Source organism: Streptomyces sp. NPDC034111 (assembly GCF_055575375.1).
This window is the reverse complement of the sequence record NZ_JBVIST010000004.1, coordinates 259,383-276,833: the sequence shown is the minus strand read 5'-3', so window position 1 is coordinate 276,833 and position 17,451 is coordinate 259,383. Positions and strand designations below refer to the sequence as shown.

Sequence of the window (17,451 nt, the reverse complement as noted above, 5' to 3'; positions counted from 1 at the left end):
GTTGGGGGCTTCGTCCGGACCGACGCGAAAACTGCCGCGGCACCCACGTTCCTGTGGGGCCACGCCCTCAGCCTCCGAAGGCGAAAATGCCAAAGGCCCCGGACCAGATCGGTCCGGGGCCTTCACGCTGGTGCCCCCGGCAGGATTCGAACCTGCGACACCCGCTTTAGGAGAGCGGTGCTCTATCCCCTGAGCTACGGAGGCAAGGGCCTGGATGGCCCCTGACAGCGTAGCGGATGTGTTCGTCGGGGTTCGCTTCTGTAGGGGTTGTGCCGTGCCTGGGGCTGTTGGTTGGGGGTCAGCCGCCGATGTGCCAGCTGACGGTGCCGTCCGTGGTGACGAGGGCGGCGAGCAGGAGGAGGTCGACGGCGCCGAGGGCGAGGCCGAGGAGGGCGCGGCCGCGACGGGTGGTGCCGCGGGCCAGGGCCAGGCCGGCCAGGATCAGGGCACAGGGGCCGAGGACGATGTTGAGCACCAGGGTGCCGAGCAGTCCGAGGACGAAGGAGGCCACGGCCATGCCGTCGGCCTGGGAGCGCGAACGGGAGGCGGGCCGGTGCGCGGACTTGGCTGCGGCTTCGCTGAGCGCGGTCATCGGGAGGTCACCTCGGAGTCGTGGCGGCGTTCGCGAAGGAAGAAGACGAGCAGCCAGCCGGCGATGACGGCCGCGGCGATGAGAGTGACGGGGACGGGGAGGTGTGCCGCGGTGCCCAACGCGATCCCCATCAGGAGGAGGGCTGCGACGAGGAAGAGCATGATCTGCCTTTCCAACTCGGAGGACAGTTGTTCACTCACTGACTCCAGCATACGACTCCCCACGGGTGGAGAAGTTCGGAGAACGGTTGTTTACTGGGAGACATGAGTCACACCCTTGGAGTCCGTCAGGCCCAGAAGCAGAAGACCCGTCAGGCGCTGCTCGACGCCGCGCTCGGCCTGCTGGAGGAGCAGAGCCTGAGCAGCCTGGGTTTGCGGGAGGTGACGCGGGTGGTGGGGATCGCCCCGACCGCGTTCTACCGGCACTTCCGCGACATGGGCGAGCTGGGCGTCGCGCTGGTCGAGGAGGCGCTGGGGAGTCTGCATGTGATGGTGCGGGCGATCCTTGCCGAGCAGGATGCGGCCGAGGAGCGGATCGACCGTACGGTCGCGGTCGTGGAGCAGCATGTGCGGCTGCATCCGCTGCACATCCGGTTCGTCGCGCGGGAGCGGCACGGCGGCGTACGGGCCGTACGGCAGGCCATCTCGGGCGAGCTGGACCGGTTCGCGGAAGAGGTCGCGGCGGCGCTCAAGTCCCAGCCGGTGTCGGAGGGGTGGGGCGATGACGACGTACGGATGCTGGCGGAGCTCTATGTGGACCGGCTGGTGACGACGGCCGCGGCGCTGCTCGACGCCGAGGAGGACGGGGCGCCGGGCGCGGCCGAGCAGGTGGTGCGGGTGGCGCGCCGGCAGCTGCGGCTGATCAGCATCGGGCGGCGGCACTGGCGGGAGGAGGGCGAGCAGGGGGAATGAGGGGGCCGGGGGTAGGGACCGTGGTGTGCCTGTGCCTGTGGGGCTCGATAGGTAGCGGATCGTTCGGCGGGGTCAGGATCGGGTCGGGGTGACGCGTACGCGGTATGTGCCGTCCGGGTTTTCCGTCAGGACGGAGACCGAGGCGCCGCTGGCGTCGTCGGTGTAGGACTCGCCGGGGCGGAAGGTGGCGTCGGTCAGTTCCGGGTCGACGTACTTGCTGGCCCGGTAGCAGCCGCCGCTGCGCGGGGTGGCGTCCACGATGCGGAGCGGGCCGCGGCCGGAGGGGACGTCGGTGGCGACGCGGTAGATCAGGATGCCGGGCCGGCAGACCGCGGGGTCGAGCAGTCCGCGGGCGCGGGCCTCGGCGACCAGCGCGGTGTGCGGCGAGGTCGGAATGACGACGATCTTGGTGCCGCCGGGGGTCGAGACCGGCGTGAGGGTGTGTTCGCCGGGTGTACCGCTGCGCGGCGCGCAGTGCACCTGCTCGGCGGAGAGCCAGCCGAGCTTCCACTTGTGCCAGCCGACGAAGTCGTTGTTCGGTCCCCAGTCCTCGTCCATCGGGTCCCAGTGGCCCACGGGGGGCGGGGCGTGACGGTCGTCGGTGTAGTAGAGGTCGGGCAGGCCGAAGCTGTGGGCGTTCTCGTGGTTGAGGACGCGGAACGCGCTCAGCCCGGTTTGCCGGCTCCAGATGAAGGACGCATTCCGGAACGGCACCCCGTCGGCGGTCTTCAGCCCCATGTCACCACCGCTGAAGGTGACCGAGAGGACCGTACGCGTCGCGGGCGGGCCGGCGTTGGGCGCGGCGATGACGTTGATGACGTCGTAAGCGCGGAAGTCGACGATCGGGTCGACGGCTCGTACGAGCTCCTGAGAGAGGGCGTGATAGCCGCTGCCCGAGGCGGGGTCGAAGTTGGCGCCGCGCTGGATGCCGTACGCCGCGAGCGGCCGGGACATGCGGATCCACCGGAGCAGCGGTATGGGCAGATAGCTCAGCCTGCCGTACGAGCTGATCCGGAAGTAGTCCGTCGCGGCCGGGAAGAACTCGGCGAAGCGGACGCCCGGCGGCACCGTGGCCGGGGCGTCCGGGAAGTCGACGAACAGGGTCAGGGCCCGTACGACGCCGGAGGAGCGGGCGAAGCCGGCGGGGGTGTCGGCGGATTCGGCGACGTCGTTGGTGATGCCGTGCAGTGCGCACGGGCCGCTGGGCGGGGCGCCCGGCCCCGGCGGTATGGCCACCGCGCTGGGGGGTGAACCCAGCCCTATGGCCGCGGCCGCGGTGGCCGCGCCTGCGGCCAGTGCCGCGGATACCTTGAGCCTCATATCGCTCACCTTGGGACGCCGGATGCCGCCTCGCGCGCGGGGTTACATCGACTGGAGTCATCCGGCCACCCGGGCTGTGGTGCAGGTCACAGCGGGGGCGGGAAATATCCGGGGAGGGTTTCCCCGTTTAGCTGGGTGTCCGGATGAAACGGGGAGTGGGTCCCCGGTTCGTCGGAGGGACCGTCCGTCCAGGCCATGTAGTCGAGGGGAGTGAGTCGAGTGAGTGCCGTCGCCGGCCGTGCGAAGTCCGGGAAGCCGGGGCAGCCGCACCGTCTGCGGGCCGATGCCCTGCGCAACCGCGAGCGGATCATCGCGGCCGCCCGCGAGACGGTGGTCGAGTTCGGGGCCGAGGTCCCGCTCGATGAAATCGCTCGACGTGCGGGGGTCGGCAATGCGACGCTCTATCGTCACTTCGCGGATCGCCCGGAGTTGATCCATCACGTCACGCTCTCCGTCATGTCCCGTACCGCGGAACGTGCGGAGAGCGCTCTTGCCGAGGAGCCCGATGCTTTCCAGGCGCTGAGGCGCTTCGTCCACGACGCCGTGGAGGAACGGATCGGGGCCCTGTGCCCGCTGCTCTCCGACGGTATCGACCGTGACCACCCCGATCTGCTCGCGGCGCGCGAACGCCTGGAGGTGGCCGTCGAGGCCGTCATGGGTGCCGCGCGCGACAGTGGCCAGCTGCGCACCGACATCGCCGTCGGTGATCTGATGGTCGCGCTCACCCAGCTCACCCGGCCGCTGCCGGACTGGGGGTCCTCCCGGGCGAAGTCCGGGGGAGGGTGTATGGACTTCGGCCGGTTCGTGCACCGGCATCTGCAACTGTTCCTGGACGGTTTGCAGGCGCCCGCCCGCTCCGAACTGCCCGGTTCCGCAGCCTCCTTGGACGACCTGAGGCGCCGCTCGTAGCCGACTTCCGGGGTGGTGCACCCACACGCGCAGCACGCCGCCCCACTGCACCGCCCAATGGGCTTCCGCCCGCCTCACACGTCCCGTTCACGCGACCCGTTTACCCGTTCCGATTACGCGTCCCGTTCACACGTCCCGTCCTTCGCTCGTCTTCGCATCCCTAGGTGGATACCCCCATGCCTGAAACCGCCCCATACGTCGATCCCCGGCGCTGGAAAGCGCTGATATTCATCGCCCTCGCCCAGCTGATGGTCGTCCTCGACGCGACCATCGTGAACATCGCGCTGCCCTCCGCCCAGCAGGATCTGGGGATCACCGACGCCAACCGGCAGTGGGTGATCACCGCCTACGCACTGGCCTTCGGTGGCCTGTTGCTCTTCGGTGGCCGGATCGCCGACCTGTGGGGACGCAAGCGGACCTTCATCGTCGGACTGGTCGGCTTCGCGGTCGCCTCCGCACTCGGCGGGGCCGCGGCCAACGAGGGGATCCTGCTGGGGGCCCGCGGTCTCCAGGGTGTCTTCGGTGCGCTGCTGGCGCCCTCCGCGCTGTCTCTGCTGGCGGTGACGTTCACCGAGGCCAAGGAGCGCGCCAAGGCGTTCGGCATCTTCGGTGCGATCGCGGGTGGCGGTGGCGCCGTTGGCTTGATCCTGGGCGGCGTACTCACCGAGTACATGAACTGGCGCTGGACCTTCTTCGTCAACATCCCGTTCGCCGTGGTCGCCGCCGCCGGCGCCCTGCTGGTCATCCGCGAGCCCTCGGAGAGCCGTAACCCGTCCAGGCTGGACATCCCCGGCGTCATCCTGGCGACGCTCGGCCTGGTCTCGCTGGTCTACGGGTTCACCCGCGCCGAGTCCGACGGCTGGCTGGCCGGCCCGACGCTCGGTCTGTTCGTCGCGGCGGCCGTACTGCTGCTGGCGTTCGTGCTGGTCGAGTCCAAGGTGAAGGCCCCGCTGCTGCCGCTGCGGGTGGTCGCCGAGCGGAACCGCGCCGGTGTCTATGCCTCGCTGGGCCTCGCCGTGATCGGCATGTTCGGCCTGTTCCTCTTCCTGACCTACTACCTCCAGATCGTGAAGGGCTACACACCGGTAACGACCGGTCTGGCCTTCCTGCCGATGATCGTCGGCATGATCACCGGCTCGACGCAGATCGGTGCCCGGCTGATGACCCGCGTCCGGCCGCGGCTGCTGATGGCCCCCGGCTTCGTGGTCGCCGCGACCGGCATGCTGGTGCTGACCCGGATCGACCTGGACACGTCCTACGCGACGCTGATCCTGCCCGGCTTCCTGCTGATGGGACTCGGGATGGGTACGGCGTTCATGCCGGCCATGTCGCTGGCCACGCACGGTGTCCAGCCGCGCGACGCCGGTGTCGCCTCGGCGATGGTCAACACCTCGCAGCAGGTGGGCGGCGCGATCGGTACGGCCCTGCTGAACACCATCGCGGCCAGCGCCACCACCGCGTACGCGACCTCGCACGCGGCCGGCGCGCGCTCGGTGAGCGTGCTCAAGCTCCAGTCGATGGTGCACGGCTACACCACCGCCATCTGGTGGGCGGTCGGCATCCTGCTGCTGGCCGGCGCGATCGCCTTCACCTTCATCAACACCGGACGTCCGGGCGGCGGTTCGCCGGTGGCCTCCTCGGAGGACGGCGCGGACGCGGCCCGGGCGGAGGACGAGGTGCCGGTGCCGGTGATGGCGCACTGAGCCGCCGGAGTCGGGCGGCTTGAGCTGCCAGGGGCGGACGGGCTGAGCCGCCAGGGGCCGGACGCTCACCACCGTCCGGCTCCGTCATCGCCTTCCGGTCCCGGCGCCGCCTTCCGGCCCCCTCCTCGCCTCGGAGTCCCTCCGTCACCTTCCGGCCGCCCCGGCCCGCGCTCCGGGGCGGCCGGACTCTTACCGGACTCCTACCGCATTCATACGTGCACCGGCCCCTCCGGGCCGCTCGCCCGGCCAGGTGCCGGCCTCTCCCGGTTCCGCCGGTTCGTCAGCGGAGCCAGGGGAGGTCGGCGCCGTGCGGTTGCAGCCCTTCGGTCATCACTCGGCAGATTTCGGCGAGTTGACGGACCTGCTCGGGGGAGAGGCGGTCGAAGATCGCGGCGCGGACCGCGGCGACATGGCCGGGGGCAGCCTTCTCCAGCACCCGCATCCCCTCGTCCGTGAGGTGGGCGTTCTGGCCCCGCTTGTCGGAGGGGCAGTTCTCCCGGCGCACCCAGCCGTTCTTCTCCAGGCGGGCGATCGCGTGGGAGAGCCGGGAGCGGGTGATCTTGGCGTTCTGAGCCAGCTCGGTCATGCGCATCCGGCGCCGCGGTGCCTGGGACAGCTGGACGAGCAGGCCGTAATAGACATGCGGCATCCCGGCGTCGCGTTGCAGCTGACGATCGAGGTGATCCTCCAGGAGCGTGGTCGCGTGGAGGTAACACTGCCAGGCGTACTGCTCCTCGTCGGTGAGCCAGCGCGGCTCGGCTGCGGGTTCGGTGCTCATACCAACCACTCTCTCACCGCTAGGAGAGTTATTTAAGTTTTAACAACATCGGGTTAGACTGAGAAGTAACGCTTGAACATTCAAGTACTGCGCTGTGCGGTGGCTGAATGTTTTTGGTGGACCGACTACCGCCCAGTGTGACGCCGTGGAGTTGCAATGTCCCCTATGCCGGCTCTCTTTCTCAGTCATGGTGCACCGCCGCTCGCCGACGACCCGTCCTGGCCGGGCGAACTGGCTGCCTGGTCCGCGCGGCTGCCGCGTCCGGAGGCGGTGCTGATCGTCTCCGCGCACTGGGAAGAGGCCCCGCTCGCGCTCGGCGCCACCGAGACGGTGCCCCTCGTCCACGACTTCTGGGGATTCCCGGCGCACTACTACCAGGTGCGCTACCCCGCCCCCGGTGCGCCGGGGCTGGCCGAGCGGATACGCAAGACGCTGCGCGCGACGGGCACGCCCGTGGTGGACCTCCCTGAGCGGGGGCTCGATCACGGCGCCTACGTCCCGCTCGTCGAGATGTATCCGGACGCCGGCGTCCCGGTGCTCCAGGTCTCGCTGCCGACCCTCGACCCGCGCCGGCTCTTCGAGTTCGGCCGCAGGCTGGCACCGCTGCGCGACGAGGGCGTACTGATCATCGGGAGTGGCTTCTTCACCCACAACCTGGCGGCGCTGCGGCAGCGCGACGGTGAGACGCCCGGCTGGTCGGCGGAGTTCGACGACTGGGGCCGGCGGGCGCTGGAGGCGCAGGACCTCGACGCCCTCTTCGACTTCGAGCACAAGGCGCCGGCCGGGCGGCTGGCGCATCCGCGCACCGAACACTTCGCGCCACTGTTCGTGACCCTGGGGGCGGCGGACGCCCAGGGGCAGCTGGACAGCGGGCGCAGCGTGATCGACGGCTTCTGGATGGGGCTGGCGAAGCGGTCGGTGCAATACGGGTGATGCCGAGGGCGTGCGCCAACTCGGCGTGGCGCGGGGCCTCTTCACTTCCGGGGGACAGCCGGGCACGGCGGCGCCGATACCCGACAGAAGGTGTCGGGTATCGGAGGGAGAGTGGCCGGCATGACGAGTGATGACTCAGGGATTGCAGGTGGCGGGGGCCGTGCAGGCGGCCGTGCGAGCAGCGCGGTCGGCTGGGTGGCGGTCGAGGAGACGGCGCCCGCGTTCGCCGCACGGGTGCGGCAGCGGTTCGCGGGGTACCGGCACCATGTGCTGGCCACGCTCCGCAAGGACGGTGCACCACGGCTCAGCGGCCTGGAGGCGGAGTTCAGCCACGGCGAGCTGTGGCTGGGCATGATGGTGGGCTCGCGCAAGGTGCTCGATCTGCGGCGCGACCCGCGGTTCTCGTTGCATGCGAATCCGGGGCCGGGCACCGGCATGGACGGGGGCGACGTCCGGGTGTCCGGGCGGGCCGTCGCGGTGACCGACCCCGGAATGGTGGCGCGCTACGCGGCGGCGGTCGGGCCGCCGGAGCCGTTCCATCTCTTCCGCGCGGAACTGACGGAGGTGGTGCGCACGTACAGCGACTCGCCCTGCCTGGTTGTGGAGAGCTGGCTGCCGGGCCGGCCGCTGCGCACCGTCCGGCGGAGGCTGGACGAGGCGACGCGGATCGTGGACGGCGCGGCGGGGGAGCCGGGGGAGCCGGTCAGTTGACGTTGCGGGAGCGGGCGCCGTCCGGTTCGAGGTGCCAGCTGATGATCCGGTGCGGATGGATGCGGATCACTTCGTTGCTGAAGAACTCGGGGGCCATCGGAGGCGCGTCGAGGGTCAGCAGTTCGGCGTGGCCGCGGATCTCCACACCGCGGCCCCAGCCGGGCGCGACGGGGTCGTCGTCCGGTGCCATGTCGTCGATGAGCAGGGAGACTTGGGGGCGGGCCTGGGCGTTGCGGTATTTCTGGCTGCGGCTGAGCGTGGGCCCGCCGATGTCGAAGGTGTCGTCCTCGTTCAGCACGAAGCCGACCGGGCGTACCTGCGGACCGCCGTCCGGTCCGGTGGTGGCCAGACGGGCCAGCTGCTGTCCGGCGAGGTAGTCGCGTTCCTTCTGCGTAAAGACACTCATGCCGGGGACGCTAGGACCTCAATTGCGGTTGAGGTCAACTGCCGAGGGCTCGGGGGGTGGCTGCGGCCAGGCGCCGGCCCCGGCGGGTGAGGTGGTGCTTGTACGGCCGGTGCAGGCCGTGCGCCTCACGGACGCGATGGGTGCGGAAGACGTAGAGTGAGGCGACGAACATGGCGGCGCCCAGCCCGAGACCGAAGCCGACCGACTTGAGGATCGACTCCCCGCCGAGGCTGTAGTTCCAGCCCACCGCGCAGCCGAAGAGCGCACCGTAGGCGATCGCCCGGGTCTCGGTGAGCATGCTCGACTGGAAGTGCACGATGATCAGGCCCAGAACGCCGGTGACCACGGCCCCGGCCAGCCCGTACAGCATGGCGGGGCCGCCCTTGATGCCGGCGGTGTGGGTACGGAAGATCGTGAAGCAGCCGAAGGCGAGCGCCGTGATGACCGGCACCGAGACGGTCGCCGGGATACGGCCGGCCATCGCCGCCAGGCGCGAGGGCTGCGGTGATGACGGGGTGCCGGCCCTGGCCGTCGCACCGTGCTCGACCTCGACGGTGCCGTGGGAGCGGGCGGCCCTGGCGCCGTGCCGCTGAGCGTGCTGGTCCATGGCGGCTCCTCTCGGTTGCCTTCCTGTCCAGGCGACACCCGGGGGCCGTCGGCGTCAACTGGATCAGCGGGCGCGGGAGGTGGGCCCGGCCGGCCCCTCGGGCGCCGGGGCGCCGCGGCCCCGCAGGTCCTTCTGGTACCAGGCCACGTCCCAGTAGCGGCCGAACTTGCGGCCCACCTCCGTGAACGTCCCGATGTGCCGGAAGCCGAAGCGGGTGTGGAGACGGGTGGAGGCCTCGTTGGGCTGGGTGATTCCGGCGTAGGCGCGATGGACGTCCTCGGCGGCGAGCGCCTCGAACAGGGCCTCGTAGAGCAGGGTGCCCACGCCCCGGCCTGCGGCGTGCGGGGCGCAGTAGACGGTGACCTCGACGGACGGGGCGTACGCCGCCTTGGGGCGGAAGGCGCTGCTGGTCGCGTATCCGAGCAGGGCACCGGATCCGTTGTGGGGGCCTTCCGACCGCTTCGGCGCCTCCTGGGCAACCAGAAGACGGTGCGGGCCGTCTTGGGGGTGGGAAAGCAGCCACGGGCGGCGTTGCTCGGCGGTGAAGGGCTCCGTGTCGAAGGTGAGGGACGTCTCACGGATGTAGTGATTGTAAAGATCCGTAAGGGCCTGGAGGTCCCCCTCGGAGCCCGCCCTGACCTGCACTTCCCCGTGTTCTACCGGCATGCGCCCCCCTAGCTGGCCATGCAGGGTACTGCATGATCAGAAAAATTGAGGTGCCGTGTGGGAATTCTGTCCGGATTCCAGCCGTTGTTTCCTTCGGACGGGCCACACGGCGAGCATCGCAGCCGGAGGAGCACCAACCGGCCCGCCCCATCGTCCCGCGAACGACCCATCGCAAAGGGAGCACACGCATGGCAACCCGTGCCGTCGCCCGCCGCCAGGAAAGCAGCAGCGATTCTGACGGGGCCCACAGTGTTCGCGCCGTAGGCGGGGAGATCGCCGACCGCGACCTGGTCGGCATGTACCTCGACGAGATCGCGCGTACGCCTCTGCTCGACGCCGCCAGGGAGGTCGAGCTGTCCCAGACCATCGAGGCGGGTGTCTACGCCCAGCAGATCCTGGACGGCGAGGTGACCGACGGCAATGCCGCAGGTGCCAGCCGCGAGGAGCTCGAGGCGCTGGCCGAAGAGAGCGCCAGGGCCAAGGACGTCTTCATCCGCTCCAACCTTCGGCTGGTGGTTGCCGTCGCCCGCCGTTATCCGCGCGCCGGACTGCCGCTGCTGGACCTGATCCAGGAGGGCAACGCCGGTCTGGTGCGTGCCGTGGAGAAGTTCGACTACGCCAAGGGCTTCAAGTTCTCGACGTATGCGACGTGGTGGATCCGTCAGGCCATCACCCGCTCCATAGCCGACCAGTCGCGCACGATCCGGCTGCCCGTGCACCTCGTCGAGGAGCTCGGCCGGATCCGCCGGGTGCAGCGCGAGTTCAACCGTGAGAACGGCCGCGACCCGGAGCCCGCGGAGGTCGCCGGCGAGCTGGGTTCGACGCCCGCCCGCGTCACCGACGTACTGGACTGGGCGCGCGACCCGGTCAGCCTCAACATGTCGGTGGACGACGACGGGGACACCCAGTTCGGCGACCTGCTGGAGGACACCTCCGCCGCCTCTCCCGAGCAGTCGGTGCTCACGCTGCTGCGCAGTGAGGAGCTGGAGGACCTGATCGACCGCCTCGACCACCGCACCGCCTCGATCATCAAGGCGCGCTACGGCATCGAGGACGGCCGTGAGCGCACCCTCACCGAGGTCGGCAAGGAGCACGGCCTGACCCGTGAGCGGATCCGGCAGATCGAGAAGCATGCGCTGCTGGAGCTGAAGCGGATGGCGCGCGACACGGGATTCGACGCGGCCGCATAAGGCCCCGGTACCGGCGGCCGCGTGAGGCCCCGTACCTGTACACCCGTACCCCGGTAGGACGAGCCCCGGTGCCATATCTGGCGTCGGGGCTCCTGTATGTCCCCACGTCCCCATGTCCCCGGGGCCGTGGCCTGCCCTCTCCTGTCCTGCTCTGCCCTGCGCGGAGGTCTGGGGCGTGCCTCCCCTCGATGTCTGTTTGAGTCCGAGCGAGGTCCGAATCTGTTTACTTCCCGGGAATGTGGGCGTAGCCTCGGGGTGAAACCACAGGTTCGGGCATGGAACGGACGTAGACGCAGATGTACGCACCGGAGCGCCAGCAGGAGATCCTGCGTCTCGCCCGCGAGGGTGGGCGGGTCGATGTGCTCTCCCTCGCGGAGGAGTTCCAGGTCACCGCCGAGACCGTACGGCGCGATCTGAAGGCGCTGGACCGGGCCGGACTGGTGCGCAGGGTGCACGGCGGCGCCATCCCGGCCGGCCGGCTGGACTTCGAGCCGGACCTCGCCGAGCGGGACGCGGTGGCCGCCGACGAGAAGCAGCGCATCGCACGGGCCGCACTCGCCGAACTCCCCGGCGGCGCGGGCGGCACGGGTGGCTCAGGCAGCTCCGGCAGCGTCATCCTGGACGCGGGTACCACCGCAGCCCGGCTCGCCGCCGAGATCCCGCTGGAGGCGGAGCTCACCGTCGTCACCCATGGTCTGCCGGTCGCCGCGCGGCTGGCCGACCACCCCGGCCTCACGCTCCACCTCGTAGGCGGCCGGATCCGGCACCGTACCCGGGCCGCGGTCGACGACTGGGCGCTGCGCGCCTACCGCGAGATCAACGCCGATGTGCTGTTCCTGGCGACCAACGGCTTCTCCCTCGACGGCGGTCTGACCACCCCCGACCTCGCCGAGGCCGCCGTCAAGCGGGCGCTGATCCGCGCCGCCCGCCGGGTCGTGCTGCTCGCCGACTCCGCCAAGTTCGGGCAGCAGCACTTCGCCCGCTTCGGCGAACTCTCGGACGTGGACCTGCTCATCACCGACACCGGCCTCAGCCCCGACGACGCCCTCGCCCTAGAGCGTGCGGGCACAGAAGTGGTACGCGCATGATCCTCACCGTCACCCCCAACCCCAGCCTGGACCGTACGTACGAGATCCCGGCGCTGGACCGCGGGTCCGTACTGCGGGCCACCGCCGACCGGATCGACCCGGGCGGCAAGGGCGTCAATGTCTCGCGGGCGCTGACCGCGGCCGGGCACCGCACCCTCGCCGTACTGCCGCTGGGCGGCCCCGCGGGCGAGGCGCTGGCCGGGCTGCTGGGCGCCGAGGGCATCGAGGTGGCGCGGGTGCCGGTGGCAGGCCAGACCCGCTCCAACATCTCGGTCGCCGAACCCGACGGCACGCTCACGAAGATCAACGCGCCCGGGCCCGAGCTGACCGCGGGTGAGGCGGAGGCGCTGCTGCGGAAGGTCGGCGAGCGTTCGGCGGGCGTCGCCTGGATCGCCTGCTGCGGCAGCCTGCCGCGCGGTCTGACGCCCGAGTGGTACGCCGAGCTGGTGGCCCGCGCCCACCGGGCCGGCGCCCGGATCGCCCTGGACACCTCGGGGCCGTCGCTGACCGAGGCGCTGCGCGAGGGCCCGGACGTGGTCAAGCCGAACGCCGAGGAGCTGGCGCAGGCCGTGGGCCGTCCGCTGGCGACCCTGGGCGATGCGGTCAAGGCCGCCGAGGAGCTGCGGGCGTGCGGCGCCCGTGCCGTACTGGCCTCGCTGGGGGCGGACGGCCAGCTGCTGGTCGACGAGACCGGCACCCACTTCGGCACCGCACCGGTCGCCGCCGTCCGCAGCAACGTCGGCGCCGGCGATGCCTCGCTGGCCGGCTTCCTCGCGGCGGGCGGCAGCGGCGTGACCGCGCTGGCCGCCGCGGTGGCGCACGGCGCGGCCGCCGTCCAGCTGCCGGGCAGCCTGATGCCGACGCCGCAGGATCTGGCGCCCGCGGCGGTGCTGACCACGGACGAGGTGCCGCTCGACCGTGAGCTGACGGAGCCGGTGCTATGAAAGCCACCACGCCTGCCCCGCCTGGAGCCGGTCGCATGACCGTGCGCCGCACCGCCACGCTTCCCGCCGCCCCCTGCCACCCCCCGTTCCGTCCCCGCCGCCGCCCCGGCGGTACCGCCCGCAAGGGAGCCCGCGATGAGTGAGCTGATCACCACGGAACTGGTCGACCTCGACCTGTCCGCAGAAACGAAGGACGCCGCCGCACGCTCGCTGGCCGAGCGGATGGCCGCGGCCGGACGCGTCACCGACCTGGAGGGCTTCCTCGCGGACGTGGCGGCCCGCGAGGCCCAGATGCCGACCGGTCTGGACGGTGGGATCGGGATACCGCACTGCCGCAGCGCGCATGTCACCGAGCCGACGCTGGCCTTCGGGCGCAGCGCCTCCGGTATCGACTTCGGTGCGCCGGACGGCCCGGCCGACCTGATCTTCCTGATCGCGGCCCCGGCGGGCGGCGACGCGGACCATCTGTCGATCCTGTCGACCCTCGCGCGCCACCTGATGGACGAGGACTTCACCGGAGCGCTGCGGTCCGCCGCCGAACCGGCGCGGGCGGCAGCGCTGATCCGCGGAGACCAGGCACCGGCGGACGAGCCCGCGCCGGCCACCGAGGAGCCCACCTCGGAACCCGGCGACGTCCCGGCACCCGAGGCCCCCGCCCCTGAGGCCGCCGCGCCCGAGTCCGCGACCCCCTTCCGTATCGTCGCCATCACCTCCTGCCCCACCGGCATCGCGCACACCTACATGGCCGCCGAGTCGCTGGAGAAGGCCGGAGCGGCCGCCGGTGTCGAGGTGTTCGTCGAGACCCAGGGCTCGGCCGGGTTCAAGCGGCTCGACCCGCAGCTGGTCGCGGACGCCGACGGGGTGATCCTCGCGCACGACGTCGAGGTTCGGGACAAGGAGCGCTTCGCCGGGAAGCCGACCGTCGACGTCGGGGTGAAGGCGGGCATCAACCGTCCCGCCGAACTCATCGCCGAGGTACGGCAGAAGGCCGCACGCGGTGAGCTGAGCGCCCCCGCACGCCGCACCGCCCCCATGGACAAGGGCGCCGACGCGGCCGACGGCTTCGCCACCCGGCTGCGCAAATGGCTGATGACCGGCGTCAGGTACTTGTGTCAAGACACTTGGAGAAAGGGCAGGTCAGAGCCATCATGGACGAAATTTTGGAGCGCTGGGCAGCCGAACAAGCGGCCAAGGCGCCTGCTATCCCCGTTGAAGACCTCCGAGATCTGGCGGACAGCTTGGGCATCGAACTGCCTGAGTGATCTTCCTCCGGCCACCGACGCGCCCCCAAGCGCACTGAGGCCCCCACCTTGGCCGGTGGGGGCCTCTGTGTGCCTGGTCAACCTACGCAGAAGTCCCGCTCTGAGGCTTGCGAACGGGGCTTGCGTCGATCAGACGGCGGGCTGCCCACTGCCGGGGCACAACTCTAAGCTTCCCTGCCGCTGGTGCTGTGCGGTCGACTGTCCAGGCTCAGCACCCACTCCGGCGCCACACACGGGGCAGTACCCCTCGCACATTCCGGGATCGAATCGCATTAGACCTCCTGAGCTGGTGAATACCATTGCTGACGGTCCGTGCTTTGCCCTGGCCCCACGAGATGCGCGACGGCTGCGAAGATCCGGGCCCCAGAGTGGAAATGCATCGTCACTCCCGCTCGCCCTGGCTTTGCGTCGTCCCGCTGGGACCAAGCTTCAACGCCGCTGATTTCGCGGCTGCCGCCGGAGGTGAGCACGGCCGCAAGCCACGCGTCTACATCCGACAGCTTGATCTTTCCTCCGGCGCCCAGTCCGTCCGGGAACGGCAGCGGCTCGAAGGCCGTGTCCCCTTCGATGATCTGCTCCGGCTGGTCGAAATCATCCTTCGACTCGGACGCCCCGACGGCGTGAATGTAGGCCGTGGCGCCAGTCATGAACGTGATCACCACTCCGTACGGAACCATGGTGAACCGCTCGTCTTCGAACGTCGAAACGTCCTTGATCATCGGACTGGCAGACTGCCGGATCAGGTCGGCAGCGAACCTGGGGAAGCGGGTGGGGCGCATTGTAGGTCTCCTCCTCAAGCAATCCTGGCAGTCTAGGCGGAGTGGCCGACGAAGGACTGAAACGGCTGGTGACAGGCCTACCTGGAGGATGTTGCGGCGCATACGCACCTGCGTGCCCGCGTTGCCCAACCGTATTTGGCGGCCGCCCGGGTGCCTCATTTTCCCGGGCGACCGCTTCGCGCTCCCCTCTGCGTCTCCCAGCACTTGAAGGGGAGACGGGGGCCGGGGGAATTGTGGGCCCTCCGTGAGGAGCGCGCCCGGTCACAGGTAACCGGGGGTCCTTTCTTACGAGTTAGCCACCTTTCAGGCAGGCGCGACAATTTACGGCGCGCAACCATTGGACGGTCTCGTCCTTGGACTTTCCGGCGCCACACTTGGGGCGGAGGGTTTCACCAACCAGCCTCAATTCGTGCACGGTCATCACGTTGTCTCCGACGGTGCCTGCCAAGGTGTCCGTCAGCTTTGTTGTCACGTCCGGTTCTCCCTTCCATGCGGGTGGCCAGCGATCACGGCGTTGCAGCTCCGAACGGTCAGGTGATGCCTCTTGGTGCGGGCACGCTCCCTGTCCGCATGACAGGACTGACACACGTCACAGCCAGGTACGGCGACGGGCTCCAGCTCAGGATTCGCCAATGGCATGGCCACCGTGGCTTGTTCAGCGGCATTCATCGTGAATCCGCCTTAGCCCGGCCGTTGTGCGCTCAATGAGTACGCGGTCGGGCTGCACGTACGGGCTATGGATCGGAGTCCGCGTGTCGGTACGCATTCGCCTCAACTCCCACCGCAGGACGGTGATGTCCAGCGGCGCCAAGCCCTCGCGGGCCGGTGCCTCTGTATTCGTGCCCGGTTCGCTTGCCATGAAGGTCAGCATTTCGCTCCGAGCGCGTTTGGGGAGCGGCCTAGGTGTATGCCTCCGCGTAGGCCAGACTGGACGCATGAGTGGGGAGACGATCCGAGCAATGATCAAGCGCCTGCGCAAGGCGCGGGGCTGGACGCAGGACCGCTTAGCGGAGCAGATGAACGCTGTTGCCCGTGACCTCCCTGCGCTGGGGCTGAACGCCACCTTGAGCCGCCAGGATGTGTACCGCTGGGAGGCAGGGAAACGCACGCCTCGTGAATGGCTCCCCGTCCTGGCCATCGTCTTGGGCGTGGCTAGGGAAGAGTTGGAGGCGGCGACCGCCGTAGGGGAGACTCCTGCCGTGGCTGCTCCTCGCACCGTGGAGGACTTCCTACCAGCAGGGGATCCGTTTGCCCCCTTGGCTCGCAGCTCAGGCCGGCGCATCGGGAGGTCCACGGTGCTGGATCTGGCGAGCCGGGTCCATGGCCTCCGCCTGGCGGACGACGTGGTGTACGGGCGTGACCTGATCGGGCGTGCACGCCGGGACCTCAAGTCGGCAATCACTCTCTACCGCGAAACGACGCACACGGACACGGTAGGGCGCCAACTCCTCCAAGCGATTGCGGAGTTGGCGCAGATCGTAGGTTGGGTGGCCAGCGATGCCGGGGAGTACCCAGAAGCGGAACGGATCTATCGCCTGGGACTATCTGCCGCCCAAAGGGCCGAGGACGGGACTCTGACAGGCCAGCTCCTGAGCACGCTTTCCTACCAGGTAGCTAATCAGGGTGATCCGCGGGAGGCCGTGGATATGGCCGTGGCTGCCGTGGGAGCCGCCGGGCCCGATGCACCGTCCCGGGTACGTGCCCTGTTCCTCGACCGTGTGGCATGGGCGCACACCAAGGCCAATCACCCCAACGCCGCAATTCGCGCTCTCGGGGAAGCACACACGGCGCTCGGCGATCAGCGCGGAGCAGACGAACCGGACTGGACGTACTGGGTTTCCACGGAGGAGCTGGAAGTCATGGACGCCAGGGTCTATACGGAACTCCATAAGCCACTCCGCGCCGTCCCTCTGCTGTCTCAGGTCCTGGAACGGTACGAAGTGACGCATACGCGAGAGCTGGCGCTCTACCTCTCGTGGTTGGCAGTGGCTTACGCAGACGCCAACGAGCCGGAGCAAGCGGCAGCTGCGACGGAACGCATGCTGGCCCTGTCGACAACAGGCGCTTCAGAACGCACCGCCGACCGGTCGAGGGTGGCCCTCCGACGCTTGGAGACGTTCCAGGATGTGCCGGAGGTGGCAGCCCTTCTTGCGGAGTATCCGGCTGCCTGAGGCTCACTGACGGCGGGACTGCATCGCGGAGCCACCTGGCCCGGCCCGGAAGGCACCCCGGAAGAACCTAGCCACTCCTCACACCATCCGAACTCATCAGCATAAGAGGTTGCCTGTCGGGTAACGCTGTCGCATGCTGGTAACTCATCAGGACGAGCGCCTGTCTGGCAAGTCGCTCGGCGCTCGTCGTCCAGCATGGAAAGGGAGTTCAGATGAGGTCTGTTCCTGTGCGGCTGCGGTCGGCTCTGGTTGTTGGTGCGGTGACGGTGGCGGGGCTGGGGGTTGGAGCGGCTAGCGCTTCGGCTGCTCCTGCTCCGGAGGTCGGGGCGCCGGAATCGGTGTCTGGGGTGGGGGCCGGCTCGGTGGCAACCGTGAACGTCAACGGTCTTCGCCTGCGGTCGACTCCGAGCCTTGGCGGCTACACCAAGGGCCTGTTGTTCGGTGGCGACAAGGTGTTCGTCCGTACCACCTATGCGTCGTC

16 protein-coding genes, 1 tRNA gene and 1 pseudogene are annotated in these 17,451 nt (G+C 69.8%); 10 read left to right on the top strand and 8 right to left on the bottom strand.

From position 1 onward, the window contains the following. Window positions 1-128: 128 nt before the first annotated feature. From ACZ55A_RS13350 to ACZ55A_RS13340, 3 genes are all read right to left on the bottom strand, one after another. A tRNA-Arg gene (locus ACZ55A_RS13350) sits at window positions 129-204 on the bottom strand. A gap of 94 nt (window positions 205-298) precedes the next feature. Beyond that, window positions 299-592, bottom strand: a complete 294-nt coding sequence (locus ACZ55A_RS13345; protein WP_468838581.1) for a hypothetical protein — start codon at window positions 590-592, stop codon at window positions 299-301. Further along, the gene (locus tag ACZ55A_RS13340; protein WP_468839174.1) at window positions 589-792 is read right to left on the bottom strand and encodes a hypothetical protein; all 204 of its coding nucleotides are present in this window, start codon (window positions 790-792) and stop codon (window positions 589-591) included. Before ACZ55A_RS13340 ends, ACZ55A_RS13345 begins: the two co-directional genes overlap by 4 nt. 63 nt (window positions 793-855) lie before the next feature. Between ACZ55A_RS13340 and ACZ55A_RS13335 the strand changes: the two genes are divergently transcribed. Continuing rightward, window positions 856-1,503 (top strand): TetR family transcriptional regulator, encoded by a 648-nt coding sequence (locus ACZ55A_RS13335; protein WP_468838578.1) that lies wholly within the window; start codon window positions 856-858, stop codon window positions 1,501-1,503. Between the two features lie 72 nt (window positions 1,504-1,575). On the opposite strand, the gene ACZ55A_RS13330 is transcribed toward ACZ55A_RS13335, so the two are convergent. Then, a complete protein-coding gene (locus tag ACZ55A_RS13330; protein ID WP_468838576.1) occupies window positions 1,576-2,823 on the bottom strand; it encodes a M6 family metalloprotease domain-containing protein in 1,248 nt (415 codons plus the stop codon). Between the two features lie 219 nt (window positions 2,824-3,042). Here ACZ55A_RS13330 and ACZ55A_RS13325 point away from each other — a divergent pair, with 219 nt between their 5' ends. Next, window positions 3,043-3,732 carry a TetR/AcrR family transcriptional regulator gene (locus tag ACZ55A_RS13325; protein WP_468838573.1) on the top strand — a complete coding sequence of 230 codons (690 nt, stop codon included), beginning with the start codon at window positions 3,043-3,045 and terminating at the stop codon, window positions 3,730-3,732. A 176-nt stretch (window positions 3,733-3,908) separates the two neighbouring features. Then, window positions 3,909-5,435, top strand: a complete 1,527-nt coding sequence (locus ACZ55A_RS13320) for an MFS transporter (protein WP_468838570.1) — start codon at window positions 3,909-3,911, stop codon at window positions 5,433-5,435. Window positions 5,436-5,715: 280 nt separating this feature from the next. Here ACZ55A_RS13320 and ACZ55A_RS13315 read toward each other — a convergent pair whose 3' ends face one another. Further along, window positions 5,716-6,213 carry a MarR family winged helix-turn-helix transcriptional regulator gene (locus ACZ55A_RS13315; RefSeq protein ID WP_468838567.1) on the bottom strand — a complete coding sequence of 166 codons (498 nt, stop codon included), beginning with the start codon at window positions 6,211-6,213 and terminating at the stop codon, window positions 5,716-5,718. A 165-nt stretch (window positions 6,214-6,378) separates the two neighbouring features. On the opposite strand from ACZ55A_RS13315, the gene ACZ55A_RS13310 reads away from it, so the two are divergent. Together ACZ55A_RS13310 and ACZ55A_RS13305 are read left to right on the top strand one after the other, a co-directional pair. Beyond that, a complete protein-coding gene (locus ACZ55A_RS13310) occupies window positions 6,379-7,146 on the top strand; it encodes a dioxygenase family protein (protein WP_468838565.1) in 768 nt (255 codons plus the stop codon). Window positions 7,147-7,266: 120 nt separating this feature from the next. Further along, window positions 7,267-7,857, top strand: coding sequence for a pyridoxamine 5'-phosphate oxidase family protein (locus tag ACZ55A_RS13305; protein WP_468838563.1), 591 nt, complete (start codon window positions 7,267-7,269; stop codon window positions 7,855-7,857). Here the strand turns inward: ACZ55A_RS13305 and ACZ55A_RS13300 are convergent. The 3 genes from ACZ55A_RS13300 to ACZ55A_RS13290 form a co-directional block, all read right to left on the bottom strand. After that, window positions 7,850-8,263: a PPOX class F420-dependent oxidoreductase gene (locus ACZ55A_RS13300; protein ID WP_468838560.1), complete on the bottom strand. Its 414-nt coding sequence runs from the start codon at window positions 8,261-8,263 to the stop codon at window positions 7,850-7,852. The genes ACZ55A_RS13305 and ACZ55A_RS13300 overlap by 8 nt on opposite strands. A 34-nt stretch (window positions 8,264-8,297) precedes the next feature. Next, complete coding sequence (locus ACZ55A_RS13295) at window positions 8,298-8,870, bottom strand: hypothetical protein (protein ID WP_468838558.1); 573 nt, start codon at window positions 8,868-8,870, stop codon at window positions 8,298-8,300. A gap of 63 nt (window positions 8,871-8,933) precedes the next feature. After that, the gene (locus ACZ55A_RS13290; RefSeq protein WP_468838556.1) at window positions 8,934-9,536 is read right to left on the bottom strand and encodes a GNAT family N-acetyltransferase; all 603 of its coding nucleotides are present in this window, start codon (window positions 9,534-9,536) and stop codon (window positions 8,934-8,936) included. Window positions 9,537-9,724: 188 nt separating this feature from the next. Here ACZ55A_RS13290 and ACZ55A_RS13285 point away from each other — a divergent pair, with 188 nt between their 5' ends. The 5 genes and pseudogenes from ACZ55A_RS13285 to ACZ55A_RS13265 all read left to right on the top strand — a co-directional run bounded on the left by ACZ55A_RS13285 (window position 9,725) and on the right by ACZ55A_RS13265 (window position 16,970). Next, entirely contained in the window at window positions 9,725-10,726 is a 1,002-nt protein-coding gene (locus tag ACZ55A_RS13285) for a sigma-70 family RNA polymerase sigma factor (protein WP_468838554.1), read from the top strand. 296 nt (window positions 10,727-11,022) lie between these two features. After that, the gene (locus tag ACZ55A_RS13280) at window positions 11,023-11,814 is read left to right on the top strand and encodes a DeoR/GlpR family DNA-binding transcription regulator (protein WP_468838552.1); all 792 of its coding nucleotides are present in this window, start codon (window positions 11,023-11,025) and stop codon (window positions 11,812-11,814) included. Further along, the gene (gene pfkB, locus ACZ55A_RS13275) at window positions 11,811-12,758 is read left to right on the top strand and encodes a 1-phosphofructokinase (protein WP_468838550.1); all 948 of its coding nucleotides are present in this window, start codon (window positions 11,811-11,813) and stop codon (window positions 12,756-12,758) included. The genes ACZ55A_RS13280 and pfkB overlap by 4 nt, the downstream gene beginning before the upstream one ends. 135 nt (window positions 12,759-12,893) lie before the next feature. Next, window positions 12,894-13,868: pseudogene (locus ACZ55A_RS13270) on the top strand (fructose PTS transporter subunit IIA); the annotation flags it as partial. Window positions 13,869-15,758: 1,890 nt separating this feature from the next. Beyond that, window positions 15,759-16,970, top strand: a complete 1,212-nt coding sequence (locus ACZ55A_RS13265) for a helix-turn-helix transcriptional regulator (RefSeq protein ID WP_468838548.1) — start codon at window positions 15,759-15,761, stop codon at window positions 16,968-16,970. The last annotated feature ends 481 nt before the right edge of the window (window positions 16,971-17,451 follow it).

Excerpts from the sequence above, each read along its gene's own strand:
- ACZ55A_RS13290 (WP_468838556.1), bottom strand. The coding sequence starts at position 9,536 with ATGCCGGTAGAACACGGGGAAGTGCAGGTCAGGGCGGGCTCCGAGGGG.
- ACZ55A_RS13265 (WP_468838548.1), top strand. The coding sequence starts at position 15,759 with ATGATCAAGCGCCTGCGCAAGGCGCGGGGCTGGACGCAGGACCGCTTA.
- ACZ55A_RS13305 (WP_468838563.1), top strand. The coding sequence starts at position 7,267 with ATGACGAGTGATGACTCAGGGATTGCAGGTGGCGGGGGCCGTGCAGGC.
- ACZ55A_RS13280 (WP_468838552.1), top strand. The coding sequence starts at position 11,023 with ATGTACGCACCGGAGCGCCAGCAGGAGATCCTGCGTCTCGCCCGCGAG.
- ACZ55A_RS13315 (WP_468838567.1), bottom strand. The coding sequence starts at position 6,213 with ATGAGCACCGAACCCGCAGCCGAGCCGCGCTGGCTCACCGACGAGGAG.
- ACZ55A_RS13310 (WP_468838565.1), top strand. The coding sequence starts at position 6,379 with ATGCCGGCTCTCTTTCTCAGTCATGGTGCACCGCCGCTCGCCGACGAC.
- ACZ55A_RS13285 (WP_468838554.1), top strand. The coding sequence starts at position 9,725 with ATGGCAACCCGTGCCGTCGCCCGCCGCCAGGAAAGCAGCAGCGATTCT.
- ACZ55A_RS13330 (WP_468838576.1), bottom strand. The coding sequence starts at position 2,823 with ATGAGGCTCAAGGTATCCGCGGCACTGGCCGCAGGCGCGGCCACCGCG.
- ACZ55A_RS13345 (WP_468838581.1), bottom strand. The coding sequence starts at position 592 with ATGACCGCGCTCAGCGAAGCCGCAGCCAAGTCCGCGCACCGGCCCGCC.
- ACZ55A_RS13300 (WP_468838560.1), bottom strand. The coding sequence starts at position 8,263 with ATGAGTGTCTTTACGCAGAAGGAACGCGACTACCTCGCCGGACAGCAG.
- pfkB (WP_468838550.1), top strand. The coding sequence starts at position 11,811 with ATGATCCTCACCGTCACCCCCAACCCCAGCCTGGACCGTACGTACGAG.
- ACZ55A_RS13295 (WP_468838558.1), bottom strand. The coding sequence starts at position 8,870 with ATGGACCAGCACGCTCAGCGGCACGGCGCCAGGGCCGCCCGCTCCCAC.
- ACZ55A_RS13320 (WP_468838570.1), top strand. The coding sequence starts at position 3,909 with ATGCCTGAAACCGCCCCATACGTCGATCCCCGGCGCTGGAAAGCGCTG.
- ACZ55A_RS13335 (WP_468838578.1), top strand. The coding sequence starts at position 856 with ATGAGTCACACCCTTGGAGTCCGTCAGGCCCAGAAGCAGAAGACCCGT.